Source organism: Priestia sp. J2 (genome assembly GCF_020790095.1).
Taxonomy (GTDB): Bacteria; Bacillota; Bacilli; order Bacillales; family Bacillaceae_H; genus Priestia; species Priestia zanthoxyli.
Genome location: NZ_CP086208.1, coordinates 1,949,380 through 1,974,973, shown reverse-complemented (window position 1 = coordinate 1,974,973; position 25,594 = coordinate 1,949,380). Strand labels below are relative to the sequence as shown.

The window sequence follows — 25,594 nt, the reverse complement described above, 5'->3', positions numbered from 1 at the left end:
CGAAGTAAAATACGAAGTAATAATTAAAATGATTGATTATTACTTCGTATTTTTTCGTTGTCATGGTAAACGTAGCTTTCATGTGTTTAATTGCTTTTAGCTATTGATTGGGCTGTTTTAGCTATGTCTCAAGTTCTTTGTTTCATCTACTTACGAGGCGTTCAAACAAAGTATACGCATGCTTCTTTTTTTCAAAAAATCATTAAATTGAATCAAACGTTTTTTTATAGTACCATATGAAGATATGAGTCTAGTAGAAGAAGGGAATTTAAAATTATGCCTTACAAAATGATTGTTTTAGATTTGGATGATACACTATTATGCGATGATCACACTATTTCTCCGCGCACAAAAGAAGCATTAATGAAGGCGCAAGAATCGGGAGTAAAAGTTGTACTTGCTTCTGGCCGACCAACTTACGGAATGGTTCACATCGCCAAAGAACTGGAGTTAGAAAAGTACGGAAGCTTTATTTTATCGTTTAACGGGGCGAAAATTATTAATTGCTTAACAAATGAAGAGCTATTTAGCAGCACATTATCTCCGAGAACCGTTGCACGTCTCGACGATATTAGCCGCGAAGAAGGAGTTTTAATTCATACGTACGTTGGAGATGAAATTATAACAGAAGTAGAAAATAAATTTACGGATATTGAAAGTGACATTACAGGTCTGCCGATCCGTGTTGTTTCATCTTTTACTGATGCCGTTACAGAACCTGTTGTAAAAGTACTCATGCTTGCAGAACCGGAAATGCTGGTTCACGTTGAAAAGAAACTTCAAAAGCAGCTTCAAGGAGAGCTAAGCGTAATGCGCTCTAAACCATACTTCCTTGAATTCACAGAAGAAGGTGTCACAAAAGGGACAAGCTTACATTTATTAATTCAGCAGCTTGGCATTACACGCGATGAAGTGATTGCTATTGGCGACAGTTATAATGACCTTGCCATGATTGAATTTGCTGGACTTGGCGTAGCAATGGGAAATGCTCCTGAAGATATTAAAGAAAAAGCCAACCACGTAACAGATACAAACATGAACGACGGTGTGGCAAAAGTTGTGGAAGAATTCATCTTAAAACCTGTTAGTGTTTCATAAGACAAAAAAAGCAGCTCGTACGAACCGAGCTGCTTTTTTGTTTTGATTTTATACTCCTAAAAGTTTCATAAGAAGCGTAGCTAAAATAACAGTGGAAGCGCCTCCAAGTCTTGTTGCTACTTGAGCAAATGGCATAAGTGACATACGGTTGGAAGCTGATAAAATCGCTACGTCTCCCGTACCTCCTAAACCGCTGTGACAGCCGGTTACAATTGCTGCATCCACCGGATGCATTTTCATCATTTTACCTACAAAATAACCGGTTGCTACCATAGCCATAACAACTGCTGCACATACGACTACATAACCTGGTGTCACAATTTTCACTACATCTTCAAGAGGAATATACAAAATTCCTAGGCCTACCATTAACGGCCATGTCAAGCTCGTAGAAATGAATTTGTACATATGGTAAGCACCTTGCTCCATCTTAGCAGGCATTACTTGTAAACATTTGACTAGCGTTGCCGCTACAATCATTAAAACTGGACCTGGAATTCCTAAAAACTTATGTGCTAAGCCTCCAAAAATAAAGAAACTACATGCAATTAAAAGACCTGCGCCCATTAACGAAAAATCTACTGGTTTCTTGATATTTGTATCTTCTGAGATGCCATCTCCGCCTTTTGTCTTCACAAGAACTCCATTACCTGTTAATTCTGGCTTTTTCTCTCCTAGACGTTTCATTAAGCCAGCACATACGATAGCAACGATGTTTCCAATAACAGCAGCTGGAATCATTTGCGACACAAAAGATTCTGCTGAACTACCTAAAATTTGAGAATAAGCAAGTGAAAGCGGTAAAATACCTTCACCAATTCCTCCTCCAATGATTGGTACAACAATATAGAAAAATGTATGTTTTGCTCCGTAACCAAATAACATCCCAACGGCTACGCCTGCAGCTACAGCGGCTAGCGTACCTAACACAAGCGGTACGAACATACGTGTAAAGCCTTGAATTAAAACTTTACGGTTCATGCCCAGAATACTTCCGGCTACTAAACAAGAAATATAAAGGTATAAAAAGTTTGATGTTTTCATCAAAGTTGTTACCGCTTCCATAGACGCGGGATTTAAAACATTATAAAAAACTAATACGGAAGGTACAAGCAGTGATAAAATAGCTGGTCCGCCAATATCTTTTAAAATCGGAATTTTTAATCCTAAATCACCAAGCAGCATTCCCATTACCATAATAATCGCAAATCCGCCAATCATATCTGGAGGAAGTTCGTTGTAAACGGCCGCGCCATATACAATTAATGCAAGTAAAACGTATAGCGGTAGAGGAATAACTCCTACTTTAATATTGTTGATTCGGTTCCAAAAACCCTTATTTTCAGGCTGTGAATCTTGAGTAAACGTTTCCAATTTACGTGCTGTATTCATCTCATAACCCCCTGTGGTTCTAATATAGAGAATCATACACAAGTTTAAAAAAACTATATACGTTATGTAACTTAAGAATTCTTTTTGTAACTAAAAAAAGCACAGCTTCTTTTTTCAGAAGCTGTGCTTTTTCTATCTAAAAATTAAGCATTTACCGTTTCTAAAGCTTTAATTTCTTTGTATGTTGGTTCCCACATTGCTGCTTTTACTGCCGCTTTTACATCTGTTGGAACTTCTTTTGCAACGCCATCTTTAATTGCTGCGTTAGCAACCGCTAAAGCAACGTTATATGATACTTCACGTAATTCTTCTACGCGTGGTAGTAATGAAGCTCCTAGTTTGCTGCTGTCTACCATTTGAGCTACAGCGTGTGCACATGCTGCGAACATGCTGTCTGTAATAACTTCTGCTTTTACCACGATTGATCCAAGACCAAGACCAGGGAAAACAAAAGCATTATTAGATTGACCAATTTCATATTCCACACCATCGTAGTTAACTGGTTCAAACGGACTTCCAGTCGCTACAAGTGCTTTTCCTTCTGTCCAATTTAATAGGTTTTCAGGAGTAGCTTCCGCAAGCGGAGTTGGATTTGACATTGGTAAAATAGCTGGGCGTTCTACATGCTTCGCCATTTCTTTTACGATTTCTTCTGAGAATGCGCCTGCTACACCAGACGTACCAATTAAGATTGTTGGCTTAACTTGTCTGACAACTTCTAAAAGAGAAATTTTGTCTTCTTCACGGTTCCAGTCCTTCACTTCTTCTGCTTTTCGTGCATAAGGCGTTTGGAAACCTAATAAGTCGTCCATGTCATCTGTTAAAAGGCCTCGGAAATCGACTGCCCAGAAGTTTTTGTATGCTTCATCTTCTGTGATCCCGTCTAATACCATTGCATCACGTACTTGATCTGCAATACCGATACCTGCTGTACCTGGTCCAAAGATTAAAACACGGTGGTCACGAAGTGGCATTTTAGACACTTGAACTGCTGAGAAAATAGCGGCAAGCGTTACGGCACCTGTGCCTTGAATATCATCATTAAACGTTAGAATTTCTTTTCCGTACTTGTTAATAATATTACGAGCATTTACATTACCGAAATCTTCCCAGTGTAACAGTGCATTAGGGAATATTTCAAGAGATTTTGAAATAAATTGATCTACGAAATGATCATAGCGCTCACCGCGGATACGTTCATGGCGGTTTCCGATATATAAAGGATCATTTAATAATTTTTCATTGTTTGTTCCTACATCAAGAACAACTGGAAGTACTCTGCTTGGATCGATTCCTGCTGCAGCTGTGTACACGGCTAATTTACCGATAGCAATATTAATACCACCAACGCCCCAGTCACCAATTCCTAAAATACTTTCTGAATCTGTAATAACCATTAAATCAATGTCTTCACTATTTGCATCGATATTTTTAAGAGCTTCTTCAATGCCTTCTACATTATCGATTGACAAGTATACGCCACCCGGACGGCGATATTCGTGGCTGTATTCTTGGATTGCTTGTCCAACTGTTGGTGTATAAACAACCGGAAGCATTTCTTTTAAGTGATCTTGCAATAAACGATAAAATAATACAGCATTACGGTTCTGTAAATCGTTTAAATACACATTCTTACCAAGGTTATCTGCCTGAGCTAAAAACTGCTCATATGCACGTTTTGCCTGCTCATCTAAACTTAAAGTCATTGGAGGAAGTAAACCTTCTAATCCTAACGTTTTACGCTCTTCTTTTGTAAAAGCTACTCCTTTGTTTAACATTGGAGCTCCTAAAATTTCTTTCCCACGTAAAGTCGTTTCAATTGTTTCATTATCTGTAAAAAATACGTTACGCATACGACTATCTTCCTTTCTGTAGACTTGTATGACAAGCATACAAGTTGGTTAGATTTAAGTAATTGATACCTTATATGGATATTACTCATATTATTCAAATGTCCGTTAACTTTTTATGAATAGCTTGCTAATTCATTTGACAATAGTATATTTTATGCCTATCTATTTCTGCTGTCAACTATTTTAGTAGAGCAATTTTTTAGTTATAAAGAGGTAGAAATTTCTGAATTTAATATTTTTTATCAATTTTCTTTTTATATAGGTACTAAGAACCCTCTTTATTCTATTCATCTCTTTTGGAAAGTCAAAATAATCCTTTAATATGGAAAAAATGTTTAATTATAAAAAATTTATTTTGAAATAATTTTAGTTTGCCTATAAAAGAATATTTTTTATTTTTTTGTCTATGCTGATTAGTGAATTACTATGAATATTTTTTCCTTTCTATCTATACATATAAACTACATAGTTCTTTTTTATAATAATGGAGGTTATTATATGTTAAAACCAGATACAGCTATTATTTTTGGATTTCTTATCGAAGAAGCGGCCAGTCGATTAGACGATCAAGAGATTAAAGAAATTGCGGCTAAAGAGCTAGAGAATGGAGAATTGGTGTTTGAAGAAGCCAGTTATTTTTATAAACGCTTTTTTATCCCTGCTTCCTCTGAATTAAGACAAGCTCTTCGCCGAGAGGTCTTATCGCTTCATTTAACATTAAATCAAATTAAAAATGCTTATGGCAACGGATCCATGTCTAAGATTGCTCATATGCATCAAATTATTGCAGAAACTGAAAAATCAACAAACGAACTTAACAGACTTTTAAATCTTGCGTTCTATGAGGGTGAGGACGATCAGACATACGCCTCCTTCATGAATATTTTTTCAAATAAATCATAAAAAAAAACCGCCCTTAAGGACGGTTTTTTTTATTGAACACCTTTCATTAAACGCTGAATTTTTGGCGAAATCATTAGTACAATTACACCTAAAATGACCGACACTCCGCCCAATGCAGCAAAATAAACAACTTGCGAAATGTTTTCATAGTATTGAACAAGCTGAGCATTGATTGCCTGCGCCGCTGCGCTTGTTAAGAACCATAAACTCATTGTCTGAGCAGAAAACGCTGCAGGTGCTAGTTTTGTTGTAGTTGATAGCCCTACTGGTGATAAACAAAGCTCTCCAACTACAACTAAGAAGAAGCTTAATACTAGCCATAGCGGGCTCGCTAACGTTTCGTTTCCATGAATACTAGCCGGGATAACCATGACAAGGAAAGAAAGCCCTGCAAATAAAAGTCCTAATGAAAACTTCTTTGGTGTAGAAGGCTGTCTGTTTCCTAATTTCACCCAAATTGCTGCAAAAACTGGGGCAAATATAATAATAAATAACGGATTTAACGATTGGAACCAGCCAACTGGAATTTTAAAGCCGCCATACGTTAGCTGTGTATGATCTTTTGCATACGTTGCTAAAATTGTTGACCCCTGCTCTTGAATTGCCCAGAACATTACTCCAGAAATAAAAAGAGGGATATAAGCTAATACGCGTGAACGCTCATCAGCTGTTGTCTTGGGACTCTTATACATAACCACAAAGTAAATAATTGGAATAACAATCGCTAAAATACTTACAAATAAAATAACGCCTTCAACTGTTAAAATACCTGCTAAAGAAGTCAGTACAATAAAGATAGCAAGTACAACTACAGCAAGTGCAATAGTACCAAAAACTTTTTTGCGCTCTTCTGGTTTTAAAGGGTTTGGAACTTGTCTACCTGCACGCCCTAGGTTTTTACCTCGTGTAGCCATAAATACGATTAGGCCTAAAAGCATTCCTACTGCCGCGATTCCAAAACCTAAGTGGTAGTTATACTTTTCACCTACTGTTGAAACAACTAGCGGCGCGATAAATGCTCCAGCATTTACACCCATATAGAAGATACTAAATCCAGCATCTCGACGGTTATCAGTCGGGCTATACATATCGCCCACAACGCTTGAAACGTTTGGTTTTAATAAACCTGTTCCAATGATAATCAAGAACATTGAAATAAACAGCGCCGTTACACCTGCTGGCAATGCAAGCACTAGATGTCCGAGCATAATAAATATACCGCCGTAAAACACCGTATTAGACGTACCTAAAATGCGGTCTGCAATCCAACCGCCAATAATTCCAGACATATAAACAAGAGAACCATAAATAGAAAAGATCGCTAAAGCGGTTCCTTGTTCCATTCCTAATCCACCGTTTGCAATTGTATCGTACATGTACAATACAAGTAGCGCACGCATTCCATAGTATGAAAAACGCTCCCAGAATTCTGTAAAGAACAAGGTAAATAAACCTTTAGGATGTCCGAAGAATCCTTTTTGAGGAACTGTTTCATACACTTTTTCTCTCTCTACTGACATATTCCTTAACCTCTCTTTCAACCGTAAACCACCATAGACAAAACTGTCAAAAAATTATGATGATATAAAAAAATAGAAACAAGAAAATTTTATTCTTATAAAATGATTCTGTCAATATCAGAATTTTACAATGAGTGCATAATATACGGTTTTTCATTATAAAATTGCACCTATAAAAAGCTTTAAATCAAGATTTCCTTTCTTAAAATATCTTTTTGAAAATTTTTTTATACAAAACCCTTGATTACAAAGCATCTGATTATCTACTTTTCATACAACCAGATAATATTTTTCTTTTTGGGAAATTTTTCTTTATATTTAAAAAGAAGCTTTATTCTTTTTAAATTATGCTTCCCTCAATCAAAAATATACTTTTTTAAAATAATAAAACCTTCTTTAAAAATGTCTCTTTTGTTATAGTAGATACTCTTTTTTCACCTATGTAATACTTTTAATATAAGTCATCCTCATTTTTTTATGTAAAAAAAGAGATAAAAGGTTTATTTTTCATCTCTTTTTTCACTGTGCCTACAATTTTACGTATTCACCATTTACCATTTGTCCTTTGTGAAGAGGAAACACACCTTCTTCTTTAGTGTATACAATCGTTCCTCTATTAATGGTAGTTAAAATAACGCTATTAAATACCGTTCCTTCATATATACTGTGCTTATGTTTGAAAACCATTCCTTCTTTTGTCACTTTTTCAGTTTGATTAAGATCAACGATAACCAAATCCGCATCGGCTCCTAGCAAAATGCTTCCTTTTTTGGGATATAAGCCGAATCGTTTAGCTGGATTGGTTGATACAAGCTTTGAAATGTGAGAAAGAGAAATCCCTCTAGTGATCGCTCCTTCACTAATCATTGCTTGCAAAGAGTACTGACCGCCTGATATTCCACCCCAAACTTTAAATAAATCATTCTGATGAGCTGTTTTTAACTCAATCGGGCAAGGAGAATGATCCGAAGAAATCATATCTACTTCTTCTGATTGAATACATGCCCATAATTTTTCTTTTTGACTCCTGCTGCGAAGAGGAGGTGCACACTTAGCCGTTACGCCAATTTCTTCAAAGTCTTCCTCTGTAAAAAGTAAATAATGCGGACAAGTTTCCAGCGTAACGTTCATTCCATTCTTCTTTGCTTCCGTAATAAGCTGCACTGCTTCATAGCTGCTAATGTGTACAAAGTGAAGCGGACATCCCGTTTCTTCACCGTACTCAAGCGCTTGCTTTACTGCGTTTACTTCTGCTACAACCGGTCGCGTTTCTAAATAATCTTTAATAGCCGTTTGCTTTTGCTTCTGTTTAGCCTGTTCAAGCTTTTGTATTAAGTCATTTCTTTCAGCATGCAGGGCAAGCACTTTATTTAGTTTTGCAATCTCTTTCATTCCTTCGTATAATGTGAGGTCATCTGAGAAATCAAATTCAGAACCTGCTTCTGACATAAATGCTTTAAAACCTATTACACCCGAATGAGCCATTTTGGCTAATTCTTCTTTATTACCAGGAACCAACCCTCCCCATAGACCGTAATCTACTACTGACTTTTGATCAGCCAGCTTTTTCTTTTCCCACAGCGCTGCTTCTGTTACGGTAGGAGGAACGCCGTTTAAAGGCATATCAAAATATGTAGTGCAGCCTCCTGCGGCCATAGATGCTGAACCGTAGTCAAACCCTTCCCAATGGTCTCGGCTCGGTTCATCAAAATGCACATGAATATCAATCATTCCAGGCAGAACATATTTGCCTTTAGCATCTACGTATTTTTTTGCTGGTATGCTAACACCTTGCGCTATTTCTGCAATCTTTCCTTTTTTAACACCTATGTCCGCTTTTACTATTTCGTCTTCTAATACGACCGAACCATCCCGAATAATTAAATCGTACATATTATCAAACTCCCCTTTACTTACTTCATCTTTTTGTTAAACGAAGTAGTCTGCTATTGTTCTATCATGCACTGTTTCCTTTAAAAAGTCTTTATCATTGTAAAGAACCCTGACACACAGACTGATTATTACGCCAGTTAATATAACTGAATTATCCGATTTTTTCATTCGCCATTTTGTCTAAACTTTTCTTTTTCATTTGGTCACTTTCACTAACTGAAAAGAGATGGAGACATAACTAAATCAACGGACGAACAAATTGGATAAATGAAACCTACCTCCACTCTAACCATAAAAAAATCCGAACGAGTTTGATTCTCCATCAAGAATCAAACTCGTTCGGATCTTCCTTCAACTAATTTTGTCACAGTCTCTTTTAACTCTTTTTTACTTTTTGTGACATTGGCAACCTTACTGTAAATGTACTTCCTTTTTCTTGTTCACTTTCTACATCAATTTTGCCTTTATGTGTTTCTACGATCCATTTAGCGATTGCTAGGCCTAGCCCGTGACCTCCCATTTGACGGGATCGGGATTTATCAGCACGATAAAAGCGGTCGAAGATTCGATCCTTTTCGTCGGGATGAATTCCAACCCCTGTATCACGTACTTTTAATGTACATTCACTCCCGTGCTGAACCACTTGAATGTTTACACTTCCATGAGGAGTCGTATATTTAATCGCATTGTCTAACAAAATGTAAATCAGCTGAGTGAGACGCTCTTGATCTCCAGTTACGACTAATTTTTCAGGCGTATCCAGCTGCAAATCAATATGTTTAGAAATCGCTAGAGTTTCAACCGATTCCATTACCTTTTGTACCGCATCTGTAATATCAAATGGCATCATTGCTTTTTCTACTTTATTAGAGTCTGAGCGTGCAAGCGTAAGTAAATCACTGACGAGACTCGTCATCCGCTTCACTTCAGCTTTCATATTATTAATTAATTTTTTAGAGAAGGGATCTTCTGTTACTTCCTCCTGCATTTCTAAAGCGTTGATAGAAGAAAGCATAACGCTAAGCGGTGTCCTTAGCTCATGGGATGCATCCGCCACAAATTCTTTTTGCTTTTGGAAAGCTGTTTCAATTGGGACCATGGCACGTTTTGACATTAAGCGGCTGATATAAATGGCTACTCCTACAAACAGTACCGTAAGGCTCAGCATAATAATGAGGAGCCACTTTAACAGCTGATAAAGAAACGAAACGTCTTTTCCAATATAAAGCATCCCTAAAAATTGGCCTTTATAAAAAATAGGTTCCCCCGCCATCATTAAATCAATATCTATTTTGCCTTCCCCGTTTTGCCCTTTTACTCCTTCGATGTGCTCAAAACTAGGACGCGGGGCTTTTATTCGTTCTTTTCGCACTTCGTTTTCAATAGGGATCCATCCATCAATTAAATCTAACAAGTTAGAGCGAAGACGCTCACTCGCTTCGTTGCCCATAATAAGGTCCCCTTCAGGACTGATGACATAATAAAAAAACTGGTCTTCACCGGCTACGACAATGTTTTTATACTCTTCTTTCGACTGTTGATTCGAACTGTTTACCGCTTGTTTAATTAAGATGCTTTGGACAATTCGAGACTCTTGTTTTAACATGCTATTTAAGTTTTGCTGCTGACTATTGGATACAACCACATACACCAATGCATAAACAATAAATACGAATAAAAGCAGAAACAGCATTAGCAATGCGCTGTATCGGAATGTTAAACGATTTTGCGTCTGGCTGAATAAATCTTGCTTTACTTTTTGTTTTACTTTCTGTTTAGCCCTCGTAAGAAGTTTAGCTTTCAATTTTGTAGCCTACTCCGCGAATGCTTTGAATAAGATCTTGTTTGTTAAATTTCTCTAGTTTTTTTCGCAAAAGTTTAACCGTCGCATCAATCGTTTTAATCGAAACATCTGATTCATATCCCCATACCCTGTCTAAAATAATATCCCGGGAAAGAACTTGTCCTTTGTTTTTTACTAAAAAATCTAGCAGTTGAAATTCACGAGGACTTAATTGAATAAACTCCTCGTCAAACTGCACGGTTTGACTTGCTCTTTTTAATATCATGCTGGCAATCTCTACTTCTTCTTCTAAAATTGGTGCATAATTACGACGAGCCAAAGCGCGAAGCCTTGCAAGCAGCTCGTCAATTTCAAATGGCTTAATAACGTAATCATCCGCTCCCGCATCTAAGCCTTGTATACGATCTTGAACCGCATCTTTTGCTGTTAACATAAGAATGGCCCCGGCGTATCCTTCTTTTCTTAGACGTTTACATACATCGATTCCGTCTCCATTGGGCATCATCCAGTCAAGAATTAACACATCATAATGTGCTTCAGATGCATAGTCATATGCATCATTCCCTTCCGTCACCCATTCGACGTTATAGCCTCCTTTTTTCTTCAGCATATAACTAACTAATTCACCTAGCTGCAAATCATCTTCTGCTAGCAGTACGTTCATTCTGCGTAACTCCTTCCTTCGTTTGATACATTTCCCTGCATCCTTTTGTTTACTTTATTATACAAAAAGAATCAGCAGAAACAAGTTGCCTCTACTGATCTCTTTTCATTTTAATTTTCCCTACCTGTATTAAGAACGAGAGCAAACTGCTGTTCAGCCGTTCGCGTCTTTTGTACTTTTATGAATGACTAACGATTTGATTTGAATATGAAGGATTTGATCCATTAACAGTTTCTGTGACCTTTACAACACGCCGGCATATTTCAGCTCGTACACCTCTGTGCTTCAATTGTTCGACGATTTTTTCTAATTTGCTATAAGACGCTGTTTGTTTCATATCCATCCCCTCATTTCGTTAAGGTATTATTTATGAATCAAGTTTGTTTGTAATATCATACTTTTTCTTTAGCTTTTGTAACCATGTTGGATACTCTGTTTGGTATTTTTGATCAAGCAGCGTTTGCTTGATTTTTGCTTTGCTGTTTTCATATGTTGCTTTTTGCGCTTCTTTTTTGCCTGTTACTTTAATAATATGGTAACCGTATTCTGTTTTAACAGGATCACTTACTTCATTTACCTTCATTGAAAATGCTTTGTTGGCAAAAGCTTCGACCATATCGCCTTTTTTGAAGTATCCAAGGTTTCCGCCATCTGATTTAGAAGCTGTATCCGTTGAATATTCTTTTGCTAGCTTTGCAAAATCTTCTCCTTTATCAAGCTTTGCCTTTACTTCTTTTGCTGTTTTTTCGTCTGCTACTAAGATATGACTAGCTTTTACCTGTGCTTCTGTAGCTAGTGAATCTTTATTTTGATTAAAGTACGATTTCATTTCACTATCTTTAATATTAATAGTCGACTCGACCATTTTTTTTGCTTCAATATTCGTCTTTAAATCTTTTTTCAGCTCTGACAATTTTACACCGCTAGATGCTAATGCTTGATTTAGTGCATCTTCTCCACCGTACTGACTTTTAAGGTTTTCTAATTCAGCATTAATTTCTTTATCGGTTACTTTAATATTTTGTTTAGCTGCTTCTTTTGAAATGACTTTTTGTTCGATTAGTGAATCAAGGACGCTTGATCCTCCTTGAGCAAGAAGAGCATCATACAGCTGATCTTTTGTGATTTTTTCATCACCAACGGTAGCAACTACCTTTGATTTATTCATTGCTACGGCACCAATAGCTACTGCAGCAATAATGACAACGGCTGCGATAATCATAATTATTTTGTTTTTAGACATCATTAAACTCCTTTTCCATTTCTCATTACTTACCTAAACTTAAACTTTTGCGCGTTGGTAAAGGTTTAAGCTCAATTAAAGGCCTTGCAATCGTAGATACGTATTTACTCGACAACAGCCACGCCACTCCACAAGCTCCAATCAAAAGAATGCTGTATCCTTGTACACTTTCTATCCAGTCTCCAAAAGAAGATAAGCGAATATATTTAATCAGAAATCCATGTAGCAAATACACATAAAAGGTTTGAGCACCTCGAGATGTAAAAGACATCGTCTGTGTAGGGATCAAAGCTAAAAAGGAAACCGTCATTGCTAAGCTGATGCTATAAAATAGTGTACGAATGATCATTCCCTCTACTTGATTTACACCTAAGGAGGCATAAGATTTTGAACCAAATAGCCACTCCTTCTCAAAATCCGGTGCTACGTACTGGATCCACAGAGCAATAATGAGCAATGTGCCTCCAGCTATTTTCTTACAAGAAACAGACGTCAACTTTTTAAAATGTTCTTTTTTCATATAAAACCCTGCTAAGAAGAAGGGGAAGAATACAAATGTTCTAGAAAGACTTAACGTTGTTTCTAGCGGTTCACATAAGCCAATCATAATTCCTAAAACTGCCGCGACGGCTAAAGGATATTTGATCTTTGTAAAAATGAACAGCATCGCATTCCAACAAAATAAACTTAGTAAAAACCACAGTGACCAAGCTGGCTGAAATACTGAAACTTCAAATGACGATTCATCATACAGTTTATAATCATATACCGCATAGATAAGTTGAAAGATAATATAAGGAAGTAATACTTTCTTCGCCATCTTCCACATATATCCTTTCTTTCGGTATCCTTTTGCAAAATATCCGCTTATTAAAATAAACGCTGGCATATGAAAAGTATAAATAAATATGTAGAGTGTTCGTAACCACTGTTCATCATTAATGAAGGGAGTTAACAAATGGCCAAACACTACCAGTACAATTAAGATAAATTTCACGTTATCAAAATACGCATCCCGCTTAGCCATTTGACTTCCTCCTTTCTTTTACGTTCTATGGATTTGTACGACGTGCTGCTGCGAATATCTTTTCTTTACATCCCTTACTATACATAGTGAAAATGAAAAAACAGTGAAAACTTTTCTTTTTTCTATTTTTAAATAAGGCGCCGCTAAATAAGTTTGACAAATGGCGCCTCTTTCTCTACTATATAGATACGCACCCTATCCAATTCAATTTCGCTTGTTGCGGGACACTTAACCAGTACGGATGGATAGGGTGTTTTTGTATGCAAAAAAAAGCAGAAGACCTAGGTCTTCTGCTTTTTATTTTGCTATAGGCTGACTGTCATCTTTTCCGTTTTCTTTTTTGCTTTTTAAATAATAAAACAGATAACAAAAAAGGACAAATGGGATACCGCAGTATAATGCGATACGCTGACTCTTATCAAAAGCAAGTCCTACACAAGCAGCAAAGCATAAAACGAATGCTAAGATAGGAACGAGAGGATATAAAGGAGCTTTGTAAACAAGCTTTGATACATCATTTCCTTCTTTAATATAGCGTCTTCTGAACATAAAATGAGAAGCTGCAATAGCCATCCATACAGCTACCACCGCAAATCCAGAAATAGAAACTAATACTAAGTAAACAGTAGTTGGTGCAACCACGCTTGACAGCAAGGACAGACAAGCCACTCCCATGCTGATAAGCAACGAATTAAATGGAACTCCTTTAGACGTTACTTTCCCTAACCAGCTGCTAACCATTTTTTGATCGGATAATGACCAGAGCATTCTCGAGCATGCATATAAGCCTGCATTAGCGTTTGATAGTAAAGCTGTTAAAATAACCAAGTTCATAATATCTGCTGCATAAGGAATACCTATTTGATCAAACACCGTCACAAAAGGACTTTCTAACACTCCTGCTTGTTTCCATGAGATCAACCCAGATAGTACAAACATGGCGCCGATAAAGAAGAAGAATGTACGCCAAATGATATTTTTAATGGCTCGAGGTATGTTCTTTTCTGGATCTTCGGTTTCTCCCGCCGTAATACCAATTAATTCTGTTCCTGAAAAAGCAAAACTCACGGAAACCATCGTAATTAATACAGGCATAAGTCCATTTGGAAATAAACCGCCCTCTCCTGTAAAATGAGAAAGCATCGGCGCTTTTTCATGACCGCTAAGGGGAATGAATCCAAACATCGCTGCTGCGCCTAAAATAATAAATACAATAATCGTTAATACTTTAATACTTGAAAACCAAAATTCTGTTTCGCCGAAAAAACGTACAGATGTTGCATTTAAACCAAATAATAAAAGAGCAAACAGCGCGCTCCATATCCAAACCGAAACGTCAGGAAACCATCTTTGCATAAGCAGCCCAGACGCTGTAAACTCCGAACCGACAGATACTACCCAAGTCAGCCAGTAGAGCCAGCCCACCGCAAAACCAGTTCCCGGCCCTATAAACTTTGTAGCGTATACTTGAAATGATCCTGACACAGGCATTGCTACGCTTAGTTCCCCTAGACATATCATGACTAAATACATAATTAATCCACCGATTAAATAAGCAAGGAGCGTTCCCCCAGGACCTGCTGCATTAATTGTATAGCCAGAATTAAGAAACAACCCCGTACCGATAACACCGCCAAGGGAAATCATAAATAAATGACGGCTTTTCATTTTTCTTTGTAACTGATTCATAGATGTTGTATTCTCACCCATTATGTACCTCCTTTTTATAGTAAACCCATCCAAAAACTTGGTTTTTTTACATATTCTCTATAGTCTCTTCTCTTCAGGAATAGGCTCTATTTCTTCGATATGTACGAATTTTGTATATTGTATACAATATACACTTCTTAAATCTTTTTACGATTATATCATTTTTCAGATTTTTTACAACAATGAATAGTAAAAAATATTTCAATAATTCTATTTTTTTATATTCTAACTAAGATTAAATGAAGTGATATGATATGATTATTTTTACACCTGTACGTTCTTTCTTGCTATTTTTATACTCTTTCATCACCATGACATGAAGAGAAAGAACAGCTGATGCGATATTTATTTTAGGGGGAAACAATGAACAAGGGGCCTATGATTTATCATTCATTAAAAGATCATGTATATAACTACATAGCAAGTCAAATTCAAGAAGGTACACTGCTGCCTAACGACAAAATAAATGAAGCCAGTATTTGTTCTCAGCTGAATGTCAGCCGAACGCCTGTAAGAGAAGCGCTTATTAAATTAGCTTCAGACAACCTATTAGAATACAGACCGCGCAGAGGGTTTACTGTAAAGGAAATTGACACACACAAAAAACTAGAAGTGTTTGAAATCGTCGGTGCTTTAGATGGTCTGGCAGCTGCCTTGTCGATTGATCACTTAACTGAAGAAGATTTTACGAAGATGGATGAGCTTATTAAAAAAATCGATGTTTCGATTGAATCAGAAAATTATCAGGATTATCAAAAATATCAAACATATTTTCATCGAGTATATTTGAACCGATGTGATAATGTGACCTTAAAAGAACAGCTTATGTCTTTACAAGACGGATTCATCAGACAAACGTACTTTAGCGATGACAAAAAAGAGCTATACGCCATTTTACGCGTAATGAATGAACATCACCGCCATATTCTAAAACTTCTGCAGCAGAAAAAAAAGGCGGATGTTCAGCTTTACCTTCAAAATGTTCACTGGAAAATCGAATACCCAGAAATGATTTGATCAAAAAGAACTCGAGACATAACTAAATCAATTCGATCAACAGCTAGAAGAAACGAAATACATGAAACCTACGTTTATCATACCAATGAAAAAATCCGAACGAAGTTGATTCTTCATTAAGAATCTCAATTCATCGTTCGGATTTTTCTTCAACTAAAACTCTTTTGTCCCAGCCTCTTTTATTTTGCTATGGCAGAACGCTGTTTTTCTTCTTTTACGTACCAAATGAATTTCCCTGTATATCCGTAAACAATCGCCAAAATAATAGAGACAAAACTGAGCCACATAAACGGCAGATAAGCGAATGTAGAAATCCCAAGCGTTGTAGCTAGAAATACACCGTTATCCGTCCACGGAACCATTCCAGAAGTTAAGGTTCCCCCTACTTCTGAGTTACGGGCAAGCACTAGACGCTGTATTCTTAACTTATCATAACTTTTCTCCATAATTTTCGGTGTTAAAATTAATGAAACATACATCGCACAACCAAATATATTTCCTAATAATCCAACGAAAATAGTAGAAGCCGTAACGTTTCCTGAATTGACAAGAATTTTTTCAAATTTAGATAGCAGGACTTCTAAGACGCCGAGCTCATCTAATAACCCGCCAAATCCTAGGCCAAAAATAATGACAATAATAGAACCGACCATGCTTAAAATTCCGCCACGATTTAATAGCTCACTTAAAAATGTGTTGTCGGTATTAATTTTAAATCCTTCATAAGCCGTATTAAATGCGCTCGCCACATCCATATGTTGAAAGACAACTGCCCATATAATTCCTAATAATGAACCAACCGCAATTGCTGGAAGAGAAGGTTTCTTTAATGCTAAAAGGACAATGACAGCCAAAGCCGGAATCAGCATCCACCCGCTGATGTGAAATGTATCCAACAGCGAAGATTTTAATTCTTCTACCCGTCCAGCATCAAAATCTTTTCCCCCATACATAAACCCTGTTACCGTAAATAATACTGCCGTAATGAGATAAGCAGGAATATCCAATACTAACATTGCTTTTACGTGATCGATAACGTTCACTCGGGCCATTGACGCAGATAAAATGGTACTATCAGAAAGAGGAGAAAGCTTGTCTCCAAAATAAGCTCCTGAAATCACGGCTCCAGCTACTAAAGGAAGCGGCATACCTAAGCCTTGTCCGATTCCCATCATCGCGATTCCGGCTGTACCAACCGTTCCCCAAGATGTTCCTGTTGAAATCGAGGTAATAGAGCAAATGATCAGTGTAGCAAGTAAAAAGAATGTTGGATTAATAAACTCTAATCCAAAATAAATAAGAGAAGGAACAACTCCTCCGGCAATCCATGTTCCAATTAACGTACCGACGGCTAATAAAATTAAAATAGCTTCTAAGCCGTTTGATATTCCTCTTGTAATGGCCCCTTGCAGCTGATTATACGTATACCCAAGTCGTACTCCTAGCGCCATAACAATAAACCATGAAATAAATAAAGCGAGCTGAATAGGTAAATCAAAAACAGTTGCAAACGAAATAACAACAGCTAAAAATAAAGCAAGCACAATCATTATTTCCCACATAGATGGTAAACGGGTTGTGTTCAAACTAGCTCCTCCTAAACTGGTATGTAGATTCTGGAATGTGGTATCGTTTAAGAGCAAAACGTCCTTATTTTTTAATTGTTCCTCTTACTGCTCCAACGTATGTATTTCTATGAGTACTTAAACAATAAACTGCATCTTTTTAAGAACATAAAATAAGGATACTCGCGTAAACAATAAGCCATCTTTCTTTTATCCAGTGGTCATAATACCATAAGAGTGTGCTTTCTTACAAGACTCGTTATAAAGCGCTTTCTGTTTGTTTATACATTTTAATATATAAATATATTTTCATTTATTTTATTCAACGAAAAGAGGAAAGTAACATGAAAGAATATGCAACGTTTGCAGGAGGATGCTTTTGGTGCATGGTCGCTCCTTTTGATCAGCTTACAGGAATCATTAGTATCCGCTCGGGCTACGCTAGAGATGAACAAATCGCTTCTGAAGCTAAACAGGAAAGCGAGTACGTAGAGGCCGTGCAAATTGTATGGGATCCTTCTCAAATTACGTTTGAAGAGCTGCTTAACCTGTATTGGCAGCAAATTGACCCTACGGATTCCGCCGGACAGTTTTCAGACCGCGGACCATCGTATCGAGCCATTATTTTTTATCATAACGAAAAGCAAAAAGAAGTGGCTCTCGATTCTAAAAGAAAGCTCGCCCAAAGCGGACGTTTTAAGAACCCTATCGTCACACCTATTTTACCTTTTTCTTCTTTTTACGAAGCAGAAGAACAGCAGCAGGATTATTATCGAAAAAATGCATTTCACTATAAATTATACAAAGAAGGCTCGGGGCGAACTGATTTTCTGACGCAGCATTGGCCCAAGGACCGCTCTTACCTTAAAAAGTTCCTAACGCCTATGCAATATTTTGTTACGCAGGAAAACGGAACCGAACCCCCTTTTACAAATTTATATTGGAATAACAAAAAAAAAGGAATTTACGTTGACCTTCTAACTGGAGAAGCACTGTTCAAAACGTCAGATCAGCTTCCTTCTCATACAGGCTGGCCCATTTTTAAGCGTCCTATCTTATACGGAAACATAAAAAAAGTGCCGGCTCAGCATTCAACAGCGCTAAAAAGCAAAGAAGGAGATAACTATCTTGGTTTACTTTTAACAGAAGAAAACAGCGAATACTATCAAGTAAATTCTGCGGCTCTTCGCTTTATTCCAAAAGAGAAGCTTAAAGAAGAAGGCTATGAAGATTTTTTAATTTTGTTTTGATGCCTATACTTTCTTAAACGGGTAAAAATAAGCAGTTACTTTCTTTGCGTAGTGTACAGTTAAATTATGATAGTCCGCCGGACGCAAAAAAGGCTGAGTGATAGAATCATCTCTTATTTCACACTCTCCTTTTTGCAGCTCCCAAGGATCATGATAAAGGTCTCCTCTGTAGACATTTCCTTGATGAGTGGTAAATAAGCAATAGCGCTCTGTAAGCCAATGAGCTAATTCTCCTTTTCTACTGCGATAGGACGGAGAAGTACCTCTATATGTAAGCTTTACTCGCTCTTTTTTTGAGTCTCTGTGCGTTCGAACTGACTGAAAAGAAATATAGTTCTGAGTTTTGTTGAATGTCATAGCAGCGTGGTAATAAGGCAAGTGAAAAAACTGACGAGCAATCCATACTCCTAGTGGATTGCTTGCGTCTAAACTAAAAAAATAAACGCCTTTTTCCCCTTTATATGTAACATAGGTACGCACATTTAGCTCATATAGCCGTGAAAAGATGGGCACGGCGGGCGTTCCTTTGAATCGAATGTCTGTCATCGTAAAAGGCACAAGCGCAATCCACGCTTGACCATTATAGGTGTCAGGCTCTAACTGACTCGGCAATAAAGAAGCCAAAAATGCCGGATCTACAGGCCAATGAATAAACAGTAAATCTTTCCACGTTTGTTTCATTATCCAATTATTTTTCACTTCTTGGTCCCTCCTTTTTCTAGATGTTCTTTTCCATTAATTCAGCGGCTGCCGATTTGCCTGACAAATATGCGCTCTCTAACCGTGAGTGATTCGTCTCGTCTTCCCTTCTTAAAAAAGCATCTCCTGCCACCAGTAGCGACGGCATAATTTTAGCAAAGGGCTGATGAAGAACTTGTTCAACCTCTGCATAGCGCCATTTCTTTATCTGGATGCTTTTAATATGATTTGCACCTATCCATTCTTTTATTTCATTTTTTATCATCGGCAGCAACTCACGTTCATGTTCATCAACATGTTTTTCTGACCAGTCTTTATTCATATATATGCTAAGAACGGGCGTCTTTGATATTCCTTTTTGCTCATGATTAATGATTCTTTGGATTGTGCCAGATGGATTCGTGAGTTGACCATGATCACCAAACAGCGTCTCTGTGTAAAGCTCCACGATAGCAACCAAGCAAGGACTGAATTTCAGTGTTTTAAGAATAGATTGGTCCACCTGTAACCTGCTGTTATTAAGCATCTCAATAACCTGAGGAGACGGAGGTGTAAGAATGATATCAGTCGCTTCAAAAATCTCATTTTCTTCTGTATATAACTGATACCTTCCGTTTTGAAAATCAATGGCTTGAACTTTTCGATTTACATATACGCGTAGATCTTCAGCTAAATATTTAGCTAGCGCATTCATGCCATTCGGACTTTGATACCGAGGGTGATGGTCACCAAACCACTTCTTAACCTTTCTATCACCTATCCATTTATTTACGTCTTGTTGAAATTCATCGGATCTCACTGTAAAAAATTGAGCTCCGTGATCTGCTTTTCCATCCCCTACTCGTCGGGTAGCCATTCGTCCCCCTACACTTTTGCCCTTATCAAGAAGAAAGACCTCTATTCCCTCTTTTTGCAATTCAGCCGCTGCTGTAAGGCCCGTCATTCCAGCACCTACTATGCCTACTCGTCTCATTTTTTCCTCCTTATTTAACGCATTTATTTACAGTATAAAAAAAGCGGAATGATTGAGCTAATTTAAACTGTCTTTTTCATTTACCTTTGCTCCTGCTTGTCTCAAAAAAATAGTCTACGATTCCTTTCATCTGAGTATACTTGTCGTATACAAATATATCTTTACCTGCTAGCACGTCTATAAATAGGAGGACTGTCACATGATGCTCTATGATATTAAGCATAAAGTATATTACGAAGTATTTAATACAGCTCGCCCTAAAATGAAGGACGCTCACCAAGGACGAAGCTGGGGATATGTTTATAAAAATCTCAATGGACAACCTACCAAGTTTTGGATTGACTTTACGCACGGACGTTTTATGTACTTTCAAGTTGAAGGCAAGTGGTATCGCGTGCAATATTTGCAGTCCAATGATAAGAAAAAAACAGCAGATGTCTTTAAAGGCGCTCTCATTGATTTGATTTTAGATGGAATGGACCTCAAGTTAGTACGAGGAAACTTTGAAAAGAGAAGACTCTTAGCTTTATAACACATAGAAAAACAGCCGTAAAAGCAGGACTGCTTTTACGGCTGTTTAATTGTACGAGGAGTAATCAATATTTCAACCCTTCTATTTTTCGCTTGCCCCTCTGCTGTATTGTTAGATGTCACCGGTTTGAACTCTCCAAATCCTTTTGCACTGAACATGCTTGGATTAAGCTTATCGTTTTTTAAGATAACTTTCATAAAGTTAACTGCTCTCATCACGCTTAACTCCCAGTTGGATTCAAAACCAGCGTTGCGAATAGGTACGTTATCGGTGTGGCCGCTAATAATAATATTACGAGGAGGATCAATCACCAAAAGCTCTGAAATATCATTTGCGATTTTTGTATCTTCACTCCGCACTTGTGCTCTTCCCGAATCAAACAATACATTGTCTCGAATGGAAATTAAGAGACCTTCCTCGGTTAGCGAAGTCTGTAATTGATTTGTTAAGTTTTTCTTTTGAATATACGCATTAATTTTAGATTGAATTTGCTGAAGCTCTTCTTGATCAGCTTCTCGAATGGTTTGCTCCTTTTGTTCGCTCGTTAACGATTGTGAAGAAGCAGGAGACTGATTGGGAGCTGTCTCTACTTCATTTGTTTTTTCCGTACTTTTAGCTGCAGGAGTATTTGAAGGCTGAACCGCTTCTTCAGATTCCTGCAGAGATTGAAATTCCATCACGCCCGTTCCTCCAACGAACGCTTCATTAAATGCGCGGGAAAGGTTCTTAAATTTTTGCGCATCCACTGAGCTCATTGCAAACAATACAATGAATAAAGCAAGTAAAAGTGTAAGCAAATCTGAGTAAGGAAGCAGCCAGCTTTCGTCAACATGGTCCTCTTCATGCTTTCGTTTTCTGCGTCTACTCATTTATGCCCACTTCGCTTTCTTGAAGAAGCTTTTTACGTTCCGCTGTTGGCAAATAGGAAGCCAGCTTTTGCTCAATTACTTTCGGTGTTTCTCCTTCTAGAAGTGAAAGCACTCCTTCGATCATCATATACTTTACCTTTACTTCATGTTTCGATTTACGCTTCAGTTTATTTGCAAACGGATGCCATAGTACATACCCAGTAAAAATACCAAGAAGCGTAGCAACAAACGCCGCGCTGATCGCATGTCCTAGCGTATCCGTATCTTCCATGTTCCCAAGCGCAGCAATTAACCCTATAACAGCTCCAAGTACACCCAGAGTTGGAGCATATGTACCTGCTAAAGCGAAAATACTTGCACCCGTTTGATGTCTCTCTTCCATAGCATCAATTTCTTCAGACAACACGTCTCGTATATAATCCGCACTTTGACCATCAATAGCTAAATTCAAACCATTTTTTAAGAAAGGGTCATCTACATCAATAATTTGGGCTTCAAGTGATAGTAACCCTTCTTTTCGAACAACTTGTCCCCATTCTGAAAACATGGATACTAAATCAACGGGCTGCAGCATTTTTTGTTCTTTAAACAGGACACCAAACAGTTTTGGGACTCTTTTGATTTCATTTGAAGGAAATGCAATCACTACTGCTCCGACGGTTCCGACAATAATAATTAAAATAGCAGCCGGATTTCCTAACACAGATGGATTAACCCCTTTGAAAAACATGCCTACAATAAGAGAGGCTATTCCTAAAATCAGTCCAATAAAAGATGTTTTATCCATATGTAATTCTCCTATCCTTAACTTCCTGTTCTTTCTTTTTGTGTATTTTATCCTCATCTTTTATTTCGACTATTTCATAGAATTTTTAAGCTTTTTATGAATCATATTTACAATTACATCTTTTCTCTATTATAAAAACACTTTTTTCAACTTTTCATACAGAATATCTGAAGGTCCAGCTATAATCGCTACAATTTGATTTTCCACATAAATAGCAGCCGTCATCTTATTATCAATATCAGCTAAAATTGCAAACCCGACGTTAATATTCAACTTTACTCACCTCTGTAACGTTGTTGTTTATTCAACATATAAAAAGAGCAGTCTTACCATTTATTTTTCCGTGTTTTATTGACATTTGTAAATTTTATATTAAGATTATGTAAATGAGTTGACAAAATGGAGGTGATATTATGCTACTAGAAAAATACTGTAAAGACACTGATTTAATGATTATCCAGTTTACAATCGAACTAACAAAAGATATTCACGCTAAAATCTCCGCACGTACTTTATTTTATGAAGAACAGGTGATACGTTATGCTGAAAAAAGAATACGTTCTTTCTTACATCCTCTTTCCCTTAAACATACGCTAAAATTTGTCTATCAATCTGAAATACTACAAACCATTCTATTCAAATTAAAACCAACTTTTGAACAGCAGCACGTACTGCGCTGTATTTCATCTTAAAAAGGAGTTCCCTTTAGCGGAAACTCCTTTTTGATTTGATTCTACGATATAGACGATATGCTTTTCTGATAACGTTTAAAAGCGGATACGGCAAGCGGATATGGTATTTATCAATAAACGGATAAAAGGTGTAATAAGCTTTTACAAGGTCTGTCCATTTTTTATCAATACCCTCCTTATAAAAGTCAGAAATATCCACCACATATCCTCTTCCATCTTTCATCATGACATTTTTGCCATGCACATCATACGGGTTTAACCCCTGGCTTCTTGCATAGTCCAAAGCTTTGTTCACATCTTTTATGACTTGTTCTGGAATCTTTATTCCCCGCTGTACAGCATCATACAAAGTAACACCTGTAAGTCTTTTTAAAATCAAGTACGTCTTTCCCTCATGAAAAAGTTGAGAATAAGCTGGGTGAACGCCCAGCTTTCTATACACTTGCGCTTCTTTTTTTACACCATAAACGTCTCTTCCGTATACTTTTACGACAAATTCAGGATAATTCTCGTGCGTAAACACACCGGCATAGTTTCCTTTACCAATAAGTACCCACTCTTTTGTTTTGTTCGTAACTTCAACTGGATCATAGTCACTTTCACTTTGAATCTTAACTTGCGTTAGTAATGATGTTTCAACTAGCGACACTAACTGTTTAATTGTTTTATCCATAGTCCCCTCTAAAAATCCTTCAGTAATCTCTATCAAATATTATCCTATGATAAATCTCAATGCAGGATGTGTCAATAAATTGACAGCCTGATATAAAGAGGGAAAGGATTCCCGTTCATTCAAGACTGCGTGTGAACTTTGTGAACATTCACATCCAGTTCTTCTTTCATATTCAGCATAACGCCCGCCATCGGAGCAATAGGCTCGGGCTTAGTCAGTTGAAATAAAAAGCGCTTTGTCATTTCTGACAGAAAAATAGTTACTATTTCAGTGATATAGTCCATGCCTCTTTCCGCTTGATGCTCAATCCCAAGCGGCATATACATATAGCTTGGGACATCAATGGACCCTCCTTTTTCAAAACGGTCAGGTAAAAATTCACTGGGCTCTAAAAAATAATCTTCATGGCGATGCATCATATAAGGGCTAATTAACATAATCTCCCCTTTTTTAATGCTGTAACCATCTATTTGTATATCTTCACGTGCTTGACGCCCAAATAGCCAAAGAGGCGGATACAGCCTCATGCTTTCAGCAATTATTTTGCGCATATAGGTCAAATTTTTGGTTGAAAGTGATTCACCGCTAGCATAGGCTTGAATTTCTTTATGCAGCTGAAGGTGCTCCCTAATATTTTGAGACAGTAAATGAATAGACCAGCTGCATACGTGCGTAATCATTTCATACATCGAAAGGAATATAGAATTTAGCTGTTCGTATATTTCTCTTTCATCGATGTCTTCCCCGTGAGAATTTAATACACACTGCAGTAAGTCATTTCCTTCGGTTTTGTTTTGAACACGCATTTGAACGCGTTCAAAAAGGAGTTGTTCTAGCTGCTCATCTGAGTCAGGCTGGTGCAAGGGTAGACGAATATAAATTTTGCCTAACTTTTCTTTTTTTCTCATAAGTGCTTGAACATAGTGAATTTTGTCTTTATCCTCAATCGAAATGCCAAATACAAGTTGAAGGAGTACAGCTACGACTATCTGTCTTATGTCTTTTACTATCGTTCGAAGCTGCCCTTCTTCCCACGTTTCCGTATGCTTTTCAATTATTTTTGCGATTGCTTCCTTATTATAAGTTAGATGTTGTTTAAGTTGTGAGGGTTGAATGGGGCTCATGTGTAATGCTTCATCTGTCCATAACATTTCTTCACCCAGCAGCGTTTTAAACATATGCGTTAGTTTAATTTTTTGAAACGCCTTGCTGTTTGTAATGACTACATCTTTAATAAGTTGAGGGTCTCTCGTTACATAAAAGCGTTTGTGCGCAACTCTAAATGTTGCAATTTCTCCATACTGAGTCAAGTTTTCCAAAAAACCCAATGGGTTCTCTCTAAACTTTTGCAGGTGACCGGTAAGCTTATACGACGAGGGGCCCTGTATAACCGGCAATGTTATCACTCCTTTTCTAAAAATGCGGGACTT

24 protein-coding genes are annotated in these 25,594 nt (G+C 37.2%); 6 read left to right on the top strand and 18 right to left on the bottom strand.

Going from position 1 to position 25,594, the window contains the following annotated elements; translation table 11 throughout:
* Positions 1-276 precede the first annotated feature (276 nt).
* Positions 277-1,098 (top strand): Cof-type HAD-IIB family hydrolase, encoded by an 822-nt coding sequence (locus LJY09_RS09895; protein WP_013082899.1) that lies wholly within the window; start codon positions 277-279, stop codon positions 1,096-1,098.
* Between the two features lie 48 nt (positions 1,099-1,146).
* Here LJY09_RS09895 and LJY09_RS09890 read toward each other — a convergent pair whose 3' ends face one another.
* The gene (locus tag LJY09_RS09890; RefSeq protein ID WP_028413595.1) at positions 1,147-2,490 is read right to left on the bottom strand and encodes a 2-hydroxycarboxylate transporter family protein; all 1,344 of its coding nucleotides are present in this window, start codon (positions 2,488-2,490) and stop codon (positions 1,147-1,149) included.
* A 143-nt stretch (positions 2,491-2,633) separates the two neighbouring features.
* Entirely contained in the window at positions 2,634-4,343 is a 1,710-nt protein-coding gene (locus tag LJY09_RS09885; protein ID WP_028413596.1) for an NAD-dependent malic enzyme, read from the bottom strand.
* Positions 4,344-4,841: 498 nt separating this feature from the next.
* Here LJY09_RS09885 and LJY09_RS09880 point away from each other — a divergent pair, with 498 nt between their 5' ends.
* Positions 4,842-5,246 carry a hypothetical protein gene (locus LJY09_RS09880; RefSeq protein ID WP_028413597.1) on the top strand — a complete coding sequence of 135 codons (405 nt, stop codon included), beginning with the start codon at positions 4,842-4,844 and terminating at the stop codon, positions 5,244-5,246.
* Between the two features lie 29 nt (positions 5,247-5,275).
* Here LJY09_RS09880 and LJY09_RS09875 read toward each other — a convergent pair whose 3' ends face one another.
* The 8 genes from LJY09_RS09875 to LJY09_RS09840 all read right to left on the bottom strand — a co-directional run bounded on the left by LJY09_RS09875 (position 5,276) and on the right by LJY09_RS09840 (position 15,107).
* Complete coding sequence (locus LJY09_RS09875) at positions 5,276-6,766, bottom strand: peptide MFS transporter (protein WP_028413598.1); 1,491 nt, start codon at positions 6,764-6,766, stop codon at positions 5,276-5,278.
* Between the two features lie 528 nt (positions 6,767-7,294).
* Positions 7,295-8,659, bottom strand: a complete 1,365-nt coding sequence (locus LJY09_RS09870; RefSeq protein WP_098112537.1) for an allantoinase — start codon at positions 8,657-8,659, stop codon at positions 7,295-7,297.
* A 376-nt stretch (positions 8,660-9,035) separates the two neighbouring features.
* Positions 9,036-10,463 carry a sensor histidine kinase gene (locus LJY09_RS09865; protein ID WP_028413600.1) on the bottom strand — a complete coding sequence of 476 codons (1,428 nt, stop codon included), beginning with the start codon at positions 10,461-10,463 and terminating at the stop codon, positions 9,036-9,038.
* On the bottom strand, positions 10,453-11,127 hold the full coding sequence (locus LJY09_RS09860) for a response regulator transcription factor (RefSeq protein WP_028413601.1): 675 nt from the start codon (positions 11,125-11,127) through the stop codon (positions 10,453-10,455). Before LJY09_RS09860 ends, LJY09_RS09865 begins: the two co-directional genes overlap by 11 nt.
* Before the next feature lie 178 nt (positions 11,128-11,305).
* Complete coding sequence (locus tag LJY09_RS09855) at positions 11,306-11,464, bottom strand: hypothetical protein (RefSeq protein WP_155017217.1); 159 nt, start codon at positions 11,462-11,464, stop codon at positions 11,306-11,308.
* A gap of 30 nt (positions 11,465-11,494) precedes the next feature.
* A complete protein-coding gene (locus LJY09_RS09850) occupies positions 11,495-12,370 on the bottom strand; it encodes a peptidylprolyl isomerase (RefSeq protein WP_033578796.1) in 876 nt (291 codons plus the stop codon).
* A 25-nt stretch (positions 12,371-12,395) separates the two neighbouring features.
* Complete coding sequence (locus LJY09_RS09845; RefSeq protein ID WP_033578795.1) at positions 12,396-13,397, bottom strand: acyltransferase family protein; 1,002 nt, start codon at positions 13,395-13,397, stop codon at positions 12,396-12,398.
* A gap of 297 nt (positions 13,398-13,694) precedes the next feature.
* Positions 13,695-15,107 (bottom strand): amino acid permease, encoded by a 1,413-nt coding sequence (locus tag LJY09_RS09840; RefSeq protein WP_034269273.1) that lies wholly within the window; start codon positions 15,105-15,107, stop codon positions 13,695-13,697.
* Positions 15,108-15,470: 363 nt separating this feature from the next.
* Here LJY09_RS09840 and LJY09_RS09835 point away from each other — a divergent pair, with 363 nt between their 5' ends.
* Positions 15,471-16,124, top strand: a complete 654-nt coding sequence (locus LJY09_RS09835) for a GntR family transcriptional regulator (protein WP_034269276.1) — start codon at positions 15,471-15,473, stop codon at positions 16,122-16,124.
* Between the two features lie 179 nt (positions 16,125-16,303).
* On the opposite strand, the gene nhaC is transcribed toward LJY09_RS09835, so the two are convergent.
* Positions 16,304-17,710 (bottom strand): Na+/H+ antiporter NhaC, encoded by a 1,407-nt coding sequence (gene nhaC, locus LJY09_RS09830; protein ID WP_028413606.1) that lies wholly within the window; start codon positions 17,708-17,710, stop codon positions 16,304-16,306.
* 323 nt (positions 17,711-18,033) lie between these two features.
* Between nhaC and msrA the strand changes: the two genes are divergently transcribed.
* On the top strand, positions 18,034-18,939 hold the full coding sequence (gene msrA, locus LJY09_RS09825; RefSeq protein ID WP_033578792.1) for a peptide-methionine (S)-S-oxide reductase MsrA: 906 nt from the start codon (positions 18,034-18,036) through the stop codon (positions 18,937-18,939).
* Positions 18,940-18,942: 3 nt separating this feature from the next.
* Here the strand turns inward: msrA and LJY09_RS09820 are convergent, their stop codons facing one another.
* A complete protein-coding gene (locus tag LJY09_RS09820; protein WP_028413608.1) occupies positions 18,943-19,638 on the bottom strand; it encodes a YqjF family protein in 696 nt (231 codons plus the stop codon).
* Between the two features lie 19 nt (positions 19,639-19,657).
* The gene (locus tag LJY09_RS09815) at positions 19,658-20,611 is read right to left on the bottom strand and encodes an NAD(P)/FAD-dependent oxidoreductase (protein ID WP_176344157.1); all 954 of its coding nucleotides are present in this window, start codon (positions 20,609-20,611) and stop codon (positions 19,658-19,660) included.
* Positions 20,612-20,810: 199 nt separating this feature from the next.
* On the opposite strand from LJY09_RS09815, the gene LJY09_RS09810 reads away from it, so the two are divergent.
* Entirely contained in the window at positions 20,811-21,143 is a 333-nt protein-coding gene (locus LJY09_RS09810; protein WP_033578790.1) for a hypothetical protein, read from the top strand.
* 35 nt (positions 21,144-21,178) lie between these two features.
* Here the strand turns inward: LJY09_RS09810 and motB are convergent, their stop codons facing one another.
* The 3 genes from motB to LJY09_RS09795 all read right to left on the bottom strand — a co-directional run bounded on the left by motB (position 21,179) and on the right by LJY09_RS09795 (position 23,072).
* On the bottom strand, positions 21,179-22,012 hold the full coding sequence (gene motB, locus LJY09_RS09805) for a flagellar motor protein MotB (protein ID WP_025752068.1): 834 nt from the start codon (positions 22,010-22,012) through the stop codon (positions 21,179-21,181).
* Positions 22,005-22,799 carry a flagellar motor stator protein MotA gene (gene motA, locus LJY09_RS09800; protein ID WP_013056745.1) on the bottom strand — a complete coding sequence of 265 codons (795 nt, stop codon included), beginning with the start codon at positions 22,797-22,799 and terminating at the stop codon, positions 22,005-22,007. Before motA ends, motB begins: the two co-directional genes overlap by 8 nt.
* Positions 22,800-22,928: 129 nt before the next feature.
* The gene (locus LJY09_RS09795; RefSeq protein ID WP_014460421.1) at positions 22,929-23,072 is read right to left on the bottom strand and encodes a hypothetical protein; all 144 of its coding nucleotides are present in this window, start codon (positions 23,070-23,072) and stop codon (positions 22,929-22,931) included.
* A gap of 140 nt (positions 23,073-23,212) precedes the next feature.
* Between LJY09_RS09795 and LJY09_RS09790 the strand changes: the two genes are divergently transcribed.
* On the top strand, positions 23,213-23,491 hold the full coding sequence (locus LJY09_RS09790) for a hypothetical protein (protein WP_014460422.1): 279 nt from the start codon (positions 23,213-23,215) through the stop codon (positions 23,489-23,491).
* A gap of 13 nt (positions 23,492-23,504) precedes the next feature.
* On the opposite strand, the gene LJY09_RS09785 is transcribed toward LJY09_RS09790, so the two are convergent.
* Entirely contained in the window at positions 23,505-24,164 is a 660-nt protein-coding gene (locus tag LJY09_RS09785) for a serine/threonine-protein kinase (protein ID WP_028413611.1), read from the bottom strand.
* Between the two features lie 119 nt (positions 24,165-24,283).
* Positions 24,284-25,570 carry a cytochrome P450 gene (locus LJY09_RS09780; protein ID WP_228307777.1) on the bottom strand — a complete coding sequence of 429 codons (1,287 nt, stop codon included), beginning with the start codon at positions 25,568-25,570 and terminating at the stop codon, positions 24,284-24,286.
* Between the last annotated feature and the right edge of the window lie 24 nt (positions 25,571-25,594).

Coding starts and splice junctions, on each gene's coding strand:
- LJY09_RS09815 (WP_176344157.1), bottom strand. CDS start 20,611: ATGAGACGAGTAGGCATAGTAGGTGCTGGAATGACGGGCCTTACAGCA.
- LJY09_RS09890 (WP_028413595.1), bottom strand. CDS start 2,490: ATGAATACAGCACGTAAATTGGAAACGTTTACTCAAGATTCACAGCCT.
- LJY09_RS09895 (WP_013082899.1), top strand. CDS start 277: ATGCCTTACAAAATGATTGTTTTAGATTTGGATGATACACTATTATGC.
- LJY09_RS09860 (WP_028413601.1), bottom strand. CDS start 11,127: ATGAACGTACTGCTAGCAGAAGATGATTTGCAGCTAGGTGAATTAGTT.
- msrA (WP_033578792.1), top strand. CDS start 18,034: ATGAAAGAATATGCAACGTTTGCAGGAGGATGCTTTTGGTGCATGGTC.
- LJY09_RS09845 (WP_033578795.1), bottom strand. CDS start 13,397: ATGGCTAAGCGGGATGCGTATTTTGATAACGTGAAATTTATCTTAATT.
- LJY09_RS09885 (WP_028413596.1), bottom strand. CDS start 4,343: ATGCGTAACGTATTTTTTACAGATAATGAAACAATTGAAACGACTTTA.
- LJY09_RS09870 (WP_098112537.1), bottom strand. CDS start 8,659: ATGTACGATTTAATTATTCGGGATGGTTCGGTCGTATTAGAAGACGAA.
- motA (WP_013056745.1), bottom strand. CDS start 22,799: ATGGATAAAACATCTTTTATTGGACTGATTTTAGGAATAGCCTCTCTT.
- LJY09_RS09810 (WP_033578790.1), top strand. CDS start 20,811: ATGATGCTCTATGATATTAAGCATAAAGTATATTACGAAGTATTTAAT.
- LJY09_RS09835 (WP_034269276.1), top strand. CDS start 15,471: ATGAACAAGGGGCCTATGATTTATCATTCATTAAAAGATCATGTATAT.
- motB (WP_025752068.1), bottom strand. CDS start 22,012: ATGAGTAGACGCAGAAAACGAAAGCATGAAGAGGACCATGTTGACGAA.
- LJY09_RS09850 (WP_033578796.1), bottom strand. CDS start 12,370: ATGTCTAAAAACAAAATAATTATGATTATCGCAGCCGTTGTCATTATT.
- LJY09_RS09840 (WP_034269273.1), bottom strand. CDS start 15,107: ATGGGTGAGAATACAACATCTATGAATCAGTTACAAAGAAAAATGAAA.
- LJY09_RS09785 (WP_028413611.1), bottom strand. CDS start 24,164: ATGGATAAAACAATTAAACAGTTAGTGTCGCTAGTTGAAACATCATTA.
- LJY09_RS09880 (WP_028413597.1), top strand. CDS start 4,842: ATGTTAAAACCAGATACAGCTATTATTTTTGGATTTCTTATCGAAGAA.
- LJY09_RS09790 (WP_014460422.1), top strand. CDS start 23,213: ATGCTACTAGAAAAATACTGTAAAGACACTGATTTAATGATTATCCAG.
- LJY09_RS09855 (WP_155017217.1), bottom strand. CDS start 11,464: ATGAAACAAACAGCGTCTTATAGCAAATTAGAAAAAATCGTCGAACAA.
- LJY09_RS09875 (WP_028413598.1), bottom strand. CDS start 6,766: ATGTCAGTAGAGAGAGAAAAAGTGTATGAAACAGTTCCTCAAAAAGGA.